Source organism: Microcystis sp. M53603_WE2 (assembly GCF_030065435.1).
Window position 1 is genome coordinate 1 of record NZ_JASJFF010001352.1, and the last position, 6,884, is coordinate 6,884.

At 46.5% G+C, this 6,884-nt stretch carries 7 protein-coding genes and 1 pseudogene; 2 read left to right on the plus strand and 6 right to left on the minus strand.

All coding sequences use genetic code 11. The features are described from left to right. Together PX481_RS28435 and ctpA are read right to left on the minus strand one after the other, a co-directional pair. Positions 1 to 1,190: ABC transporter substrate-binding protein (locus PX481_RS28435; RefSeq protein ID WP_288097304.1), on the minus strand; the 1,190-nt coding region annotated here is incomplete at its 3' end. Between the two features lie 474 nt (positions 1,191 to 1,664). After that, positions 1,665 to 2,903, minus strand: coding sequence for a carboxyl-terminal processing protease CtpA (gene ctpA / locus PX481_RS28440; protein ID WP_288097306.1), 1,239 nt, complete (start codon positions 2,901 to 2,903; stop codon positions 1,665 to 1,667). Between the two features lie 59 nt (positions 2,904 to 2,962). On the opposite strand from ctpA, the gene PX481_RS28445 reads away from it, so the two are divergent. Continuing rightward, positions 2,963 to 3,178, plus strand: a complete 216-nt coding sequence (locus tag PX481_RS28445; protein ID WP_223212993.1) for a hypothetical protein — start codon at positions 2,963 to 2,965, stop codon at positions 3,176 to 3,178. Continuing rightward, positions 3,096 to 3,302: pseudogene (locus tag PX481_RS29955) on the plus strand (hypothetical protein). The gene PX481_RS28445 and the pseudogene PX481_RS29955 overlap by 83 nt, the downstream one beginning before the upstream one ends. A 242-nt stretch (positions 3,303 to 3,544) precedes the next feature. Here PX481_RS29955 and fba read toward each other — a convergent pair. The 4 genes from fba to PX481_RS28465 all read right to left on the minus strand — a co-directional run bounded on the left by fba (position 3,545) and on the right by PX481_RS28465 (position 6,623). Then, positions 3,545 to 4,624 carry a class II fructose-bisphosphate aldolase gene (gene fba / locus PX481_RS28450; protein ID WP_002744497.1) on the minus strand — a complete coding sequence of 360 codons (1,080 nt, stop codon included), beginning with the start codon at positions 4,622 to 4,624 and terminating at the stop codon, positions 3,545 to 3,547. 132 nt (positions 4,625 to 4,756) lie between these two features. Continuing rightward, positions 4,757 to 5,884 (minus strand): aldo/keto reductase, encoded by a 1,128-nt coding sequence (locus PX481_RS28455; protein WP_288097308.1) that lies wholly within the window; start codon positions 5,882 to 5,884, stop codon positions 4,757 to 4,759. Positions 5,885 to 5,923: 39 nt separating this feature from the next. Next, positions 5,924 to 6,061, minus strand: a complete 138-nt coding sequence (locus PX481_RS28460) for a hypothetical protein (protein WP_288097310.1) — start codon at positions 6,059 to 6,061, stop codon at positions 5,924 to 5,926. A 61-nt stretch (positions 6,062 to 6,122) separates the two neighbouring features. Continuing rightward, positions 6,123 to 6,623 (minus strand): bifunctional nuclease family protein, encoded by a 501-nt coding sequence (locus PX481_RS28465; RefSeq protein ID WP_002798060.1) that lies wholly within the window; start codon positions 6,621 to 6,623, stop codon positions 6,123 to 6,125. Between the last annotated feature and the right edge of the window lie 261 nt (positions 6,624 to 6,884).

The window sequence follows — 6,884 nt, forward strand, 5'->3', positions numbered from 1 at the left end:
GCCCCCTGATAGTTAATATCCTCGCCTTTGCGAATCATTTCCATGGCTTGACAAGCATCGGTTACTTCCGTCCCCGGACCGTTAGCCACCTCACGAATCTTGCTTTGAATCCCTTCACCAGTGTTAGATTTAGCCGCCTCGGCTGCTAACATCAATAAAACCGCCGCGTCCCAAGTATGGGGAACAAAAGCGGTGACATCCTTGCCAGTTTTTTCCTTCCAGAGAGTAGTAAAAGCGCTTAAAGCTTGACCGTCGGCCCCAGGGACTGTACCTAGGGCGCCGGCAATAATTGACTTACCATCGGTTCCTTTCCCCACCTGTTTGGTGAAATCTTCCGAATAAACCCCATCGGTGAGGAGGACGGTAACTCCTTTGGTCAATCCCTGTTTATAGGCCGCTTGCAGTAATAAACTGCCCGTTTCAGCGTAAAGGACTGCCGCTACAGCATCCGGTTGGTTAGCGAAGGCAGCCGCCGCTTCACTATCGAGAGTGGCAGCTTTCGGGTCATAACGGACAGGATTTTGCTTATTAGTGATAGTGCCGCCTAATTTATCGAAAGCGCTCACAAATTCCCGTTCAAATCCGACTCCGTAATCGTTATTGATCACGACGGTGGCCACATTTTGAAAACCCTTTTTCTTAGCTAGGACCGCTAAAGCTTGAGCTTGGTAGGTGTCCGGGGGAGCCGTCCGCGCCCAAAAACCTTGAAAATCGCCTTTTTTCGCCCTGTCAGTAAATACAGGACTGGTGCTACCCGGAGAGACTAACATAACTTTCTTTCTCACCGCCACATCGACGGCTGCTCCTGAGACGCTACTGGCAAAGGAACCGATCACACCGGCTACTTTATCCACCTCCGCTAGTTTCGTCATCGCTGAAGCACCGGCGGCGGGATCGGTTTGGTCATCTTCTTTCACGAGGGTGACGGGTTTGCCATTGACTCCACCACAGGCATTGATAGTCTCTACCGCTAGGGCGGCTGCTTCGGGCATATTTTGACCAATAGCGGCTAAATCTCCAGTAATGGGCAGTAATGCTCCTAATTTTAGTCCCTCATCACCGGGGGCAGTGGTGGTGGGACTAGAGGCGTTGTTATTCGGGGTTTGGGCATTATTACAAGCGGTTAAAAAATTAGCTAAGAGGCTGATACTCAGGGTTAGGGCTAGGGGCGATCGAATATATCTCTGCATGGCAGTAAAATCAAGGATGAGTCAAGGTTGCAAGACTGAAAAGCCCGGACTGGGAAAATTCTAATCGATGTTAGCATTCTCTTCAAATCAAACAGGTTTCCATCTTAATTTAGATATTGATGGAAAAAATGGCTAATTTGTTCGATCTATGCCGTCGGGTGTGGGGTGTGGGAAGTTTTTTCAGTGATCAGTAAACAGTAAACAGTAAACAGTAAACTGAAAACGGTTCTTTTTGTTTGTCTTAGGCAATAAACGGGGCTATAAGGGATAAAACCCTTATATATAAAGACATTGATGCGATCTTTGTTAATTGTTTTCCCTCTCTAACGAACTAATCAATTAAGTCTCTTGCCAGATAAGGATTTAGTCGATTTATGCCCCCCGATCGAACTATACCAAGTAACGAAGAATCCTGAAAACTCGCATCTGATAACTGATAACTGATAACTGGTAACTGATAACTGAAAACCCCACTTAGGAAGCTTTGGCTAAAACGGTGTTCTGGTTTAAAAACTGAATTGCCGTTTGGTATTGACTATCTTTTTCGGTGCCGATTTCCTGATATGTGATCGGTTCCTGTGCCACCACTTGATCCGGGATAATTCCTAACTTATGAATATCATGGTGGGCGGGAGTTTCATATTTCGCCACGGTAATCGCTAATCCTGCCCCATCGGGTAACTCGAATAGGGACTGAATTAATCCCTTACCGAAAGTCTTTTCTCCCACTAAAACCCCCCGTTGATTGTCCTGTAATGCTCCGGCTAAAATCTCGCTGGCGCTGGCGGTTCCCTGATTGACTAAAACGACTAAAGGCGAGTCGGTTAAAGCATTGCCAGCTGCGGCAAAACTATCGGCAATTCCCTCACGATTAACCGTATAAACGATCGTTCCCTGATTAATCCACATCCGAGCGATTTCTATGCCCGCTTGCAGTAAACCACCGGGGTTATTTCTTAAATCTAAAATATAACCCTTGGCTCCTTGTTTTTGTAAATCTGTCACCGCTTCCGAGACTTCTTTGGCAGCGTTAGCACTAAATTGATTTAAGCGCACATAACCGATGGGCAAGGAACTAGAATTTTTATCTAAAACCGCTACCACTGGACTTAAAGAAATCCGTTGACGGGTTAAAGATAGGGTTTTTGGTTGACTTTTTTGATAGGGAAGAATCACTAAGGAAACTTCTGTTCCGGCGGTCCCGCGCATTTTGGCTGCTGCTACATCGAGGGTTAAAGTAGTGGTATCGATGCCATCAATAAACAAAATGCGATCGTGGCTAGTCAAACCAGCGGCCTCAGCAGGAGAACCGGCAAGGGGGGCAACTACTTCTAAGTAACCATTGTCAGGATTGATATTAATTTGCAGTCCTACCCCCGATAATTCCCCCGTGGTGCTAATTTGTAGGTTATGGTATTGATCCGGTCGCAGGAGACGGGTAAAGGGTTCATCGAGGGTGGCTAACATCTGTTCGATCGCATTATAGGCCGCCGTCCGATCGTTGAGGGGTTTTTTGATGAATTGTTCCCGCACCTGCCACCAGTTTTGATGATTAAATGTGTCATCATAATAAGATTGGTTGACTAATCGCCAAGATTGTAGTAATAATTTTTGTTCTTCGCTAAAGGCGGCTGCTGTGGGTGTCCATGCCATCCAAGTCAGACAAAACCAAAATCCCACTAATAATCCCACCCACAACGATTTTTTTCTCATCTTGCTTCTCTTATAAATCAAGTGCTGATCTGCTGATTATTTTCAGTATAGTCTTTTCTCTGAAATCGATTGGCTCTCTTATTCTTTGTGTGATCAGTTTAACTTATATAGGAGCGATCAATCTTTGTGTCCTTTGTGTCTTTGTGGTTCGTTCCACTCGCTGGGTGCATCTCATTTTTGTAAATCTACCAATTGGGATTTTTACGGGGAAACTCTCGGCTAAGATCGGGCATTACTTTCGGTTTTATCGCTCAATCCCAGCTTTTGGGGGGTAGAACCCCCCAAACCACCCGTTTGGGTAGGGTTGATTCATGAATCAACCCTACCCAAACCCCGGAGCGCATGAGCTTTTCGGTGGGATGCTTACACCCAGCTGCTGATATATTTGTAATCATCTAAGAGTCACTGATAATTGCTGATTGTCGGTATTCCCGCAAATGTGAGATGCACCCCACTCACTCGCTGGCGGAACTGTATCTTAGAATACATTTTACCCACCAAACCCAAGAGAGCCATCGATTCTTATCTGACAACTCTTTCCCTTGAAGGCATTCCCATAAAAAAGAGGGTAGTTATGGTTAACTACCCCAAAAAATTCTCCTAGATCGGTGCCATTAAGCGATCGCTTAATTGTTCAGCTACTAGACAGCCACAACTTTTTTGCTGACTTGGGTTAATTGCCCTTTAGCATATTTGGCTGCGTAATCATCGAGGGACATTTGTTTGATTTTGCTGGCGTTACCGGCGGTACCAAATTGTTGATAGCGATCGGCACAAACTTTCTGCATATAGGTGATCGAGGGTTTCAGGAAGAAACGGGGATCAAACTCTTTCGGGTTGCTGAATAGTGCTTCACGAACTGCGGCGGTAATTGCTAAACGGCAGTCGGTGTCGATATTGATTTTACGCACACCACTCTTGATGCCTTTTTGGATTTCTTCCACGGGAACACCGTAGGTTTCGGGGATAGCGCCACCGAATTGGTTGATTAATTCGAGGAGATCTTCGGGAACCGAGGAAGAACCGTGCATAACCAAGTGAGTATTGGGTAAGCGGTTATGAATTTCTTCAATACGGCTAATAGCGAGAATTTCGCCGGTGGGTTTGCGGGTAAATTTGTAAGCGCCGTGGCTAGTACCAATGGCTACTGCTAAAGCATCTACTTGAGTTCTTTCGACGAAATCCACCGCTTCATCAGGATCGGTTAACAGCATCGAGTGATCTAATTCCCCTTCAAAACCGTGGCCGTCTTCCGCTTCTCCTTTACCAGTTTCTAGGGAACCTAAACAACCGAGTTCTCCTTCCACACTAGCACCGATCGAGTGGGCAACTTTTACCACTTCAGCAGTAACGTTAACGTTGTACTCGTAGGTGGCGGGAGTTTTAGCATCCGCTTCTAAGGAACCATCCATCATGACGCTGGTGAAACCGTTACGGATGGCCGAGTAGCAGGTGGCGGGTTCATTACCGTGATCTTGGTGCATCACGATGGGGATATGAGGATAGGTTTCCACCGCGGCGGTGATCAAGTGACGCAGGAAGTTTTCCCCTGCATATTTGCGCGCACCGCGAGAAGCTTGTAGGATAACGGGGCTGTCGGTGGCTGCCGCCGCTTGCATGATCGCTTGGATCTGCTCCATATTATTTACGTTAAAAGCGGGGATGCCATATCCGTTCTCAGCCGCGTGATCCAACAATAACCGCATGGGGACGAGTGCCATATCCTTTACTCCTTAATCTATTTCTTGTTTTCTGTCTCTTTAAATTCAAGAAAGTTAATTCTCTTACCTGTTAATCTTAAGATAGTTTTTACACTTTGACGATCCCCAAAAAAAATTTTTTCGGGTTTCGTCCTAAGATGACCACAATCTCCGTTGCGGTGGGCCGTTAAGTAGTTCATGCGTATTAAATAGCAGCTGGGGAATCGGCAATTTTTCCGGGCAGCGAGGTAAACAATCACCACATTCAGTACAATTATTCGCCTTGCGTCCGGGGAACCAATGACCAGCATTTTCCAGCATTCGATAGCGATACTGGCCAAAATCGGTCATTTCGTAAGCTACTGCCAGATTCCGCAGTCTCAACACTTCAGGGATGTTAATATTTTCGGGACAGGGTAAACATTGATAACATTGGCTACATAAATCTGTAGCCAATTTATCGGTTAAATGTGCCTCTAAACGGTTAAAAACGGCAATTTCTGCCGCATCTAAGGGCTGATCTCGTTCAGATACGTTAATAATTGCCTCTAATTCCTCTGGGATCGCTGCCCCGACGCTGAGGGTAGTAATGCGCGGATCGCTCAATAAAAAGCGATAATTTAGCTCTAGGGGTGAAAAAGGGGCGCATAATTCTTCTAGCTTCTTGGGAGGTCTGTGGAGACTACCTCCCTTATCAGCAGGGGAGATGATAAACACACCCATGTCCTTTGCCTGGGCCAAAGCGATCGCTGGTTGCTGTCTTTGCCAAAAAAAATAGTAATGGATATTGACAAAAGCGAAGAAATCTGTATTGATCGTCTCCAGAATAATTTCTAGGGGTGCATGGGTAGAAAAGCCAATATGACCGATTTTTCCAGCCTCTTGGGCCATAAAAACGGCTTTCATGCAGCCTTGCGGGTCTTTAATCCAGTTTAAATGCTCGCGGGTGTTAATACCGTGAATTGCTAGACAATCGAGGTAATTTAATTGTAATCGTTCTAGGGATTCGGCGATCGCTTTTTCCATAGTTTGGCGATCGGGAGTGGGGACTAATTTCGTAGTCAGATAAACCCGCTCCCGCACCCCTTGACGCTGCAGGTAGCGACCGAGAAAAACTTCGCTATTACCGTAACCTCTGGCCGTTTCTAGGTGATTAATCCCCAATTCTAGGGCGCGATCAACTGTTGCAGTAAACACCGACTCTGAGGACAAACAGCGCATTGTCCCCAGGGAAAACAGCGAAAATTGCCAATTAGTACGGCCAAATCGTCGATAACGCATTGATTCAGTTACCAGTTATCAGTTATCAGTTACCAGTTATCAGTTACCAGTTAGAAGGTATTGGGTGTGGGGTGTGGGGTGTGGGGTGATGGGGGAGTGGGGAAGTGGGGAAGTGGGGAAGTGGGGCAGTGGGGAAGTGGGGAAGTGGGGAAGTGGGGCAGTGGGGCAGTGGAGCATTTGGCTGAAATTTCCCTAAACCCCTAAACCCCTAAACCCCTATCTCCTATCTCCTGAATTTTCACTGCTCACTAAAATCACCGCGACGTTGGATCAGGTCTGAGGGGCTAAGATTGGAGACGAAATTGCGAAAAGCTTGACGTTCCTCTTCATCCGCGTCACGATCGACGGGAATAGAAGCGGAAGCGATCACTTCTTCCATTACCCAGACGGGACTGTTGGTACGCAGGGCAATAGCGATCGCATCACTGGGACGACAATCGATTTCTTTTTTGACTTCGCCGCGCTGGAGACAGAGAACAGCATAAAAGGTATTATCTTGGAGAGAATGGATGATAATCTTTTCTAAATCCATGTCCCAAACTTTAAAAATATTAGCGATCAAATCGTGGGTGAGGGGACGAGGGGGTTTTTGTTGTTCGAGGACGGTGATAATGGCCTTAGCCTGATCTTGTCCGATGTAGATAGGTAGGGCGCGACGCTCGGAACCATCCTTGAGTAGTACAATGGGACTGCGAGTGATAGCGTCTAGGGCAATTCCAGCGACTTTCATTTCGATCATGACTATGGCTTCTCCAAGATAGAGATTCAGCTAGGGAAGGAGTGGGAAAGCAAACTGAGTAATATAGTGCTTCGTTACACTCACAGTATGCCCTAAGATGGCAGAGATTAGCCTCATCTTTATTGACATCCTCGCCGCCCTAAAAGTGCGGCGATTCCTAAACCTCACGATTTAAGTTTCTGCTTCCACCACCGTCGCATACCACAGTTAAAAAACCATGTACTGTCTTACACAGAGTCCACAGACTTTCGCCCCATTTCA

Bases quoted from the DNA above. Each gene is read 5' to 3' on its own strand.
- ctpA (WP_288097306.1), bottom strand. From the start codon at position 2,903: ATGAGAAAAAAATCGTTGTGGGTGGGATTATTAGTGGGATTTTGGTTT.
- fba (WP_002744497.1), bottom strand. From the start codon at position 4,624: ATGGCACTCGTCCCCATGCGGTTATTGTTGGATCACGCGGCTGAGAAC.
- PX481_RS28455 (WP_288097308.1), bottom strand. From the start codon at position 5,884: ATGCGTTATCGACGATTTGGCCGTACTAATTGGCAATTTTCGCTGTTT.
- PX481_RS28460 (WP_288097310.1), bottom strand. From the start codon at position 6,061: ATGCTCCACTGCCCCACTGCCCCACTTCCCCACTTCCCCACTTCCCCA.
- PX481_RS28465 (WP_002798060.1), bottom strand. From the start codon at position 6,623: ATGATCGAAATGAAAGTCGCTGGAATTGCCCTAGACGCTATCACTCGC.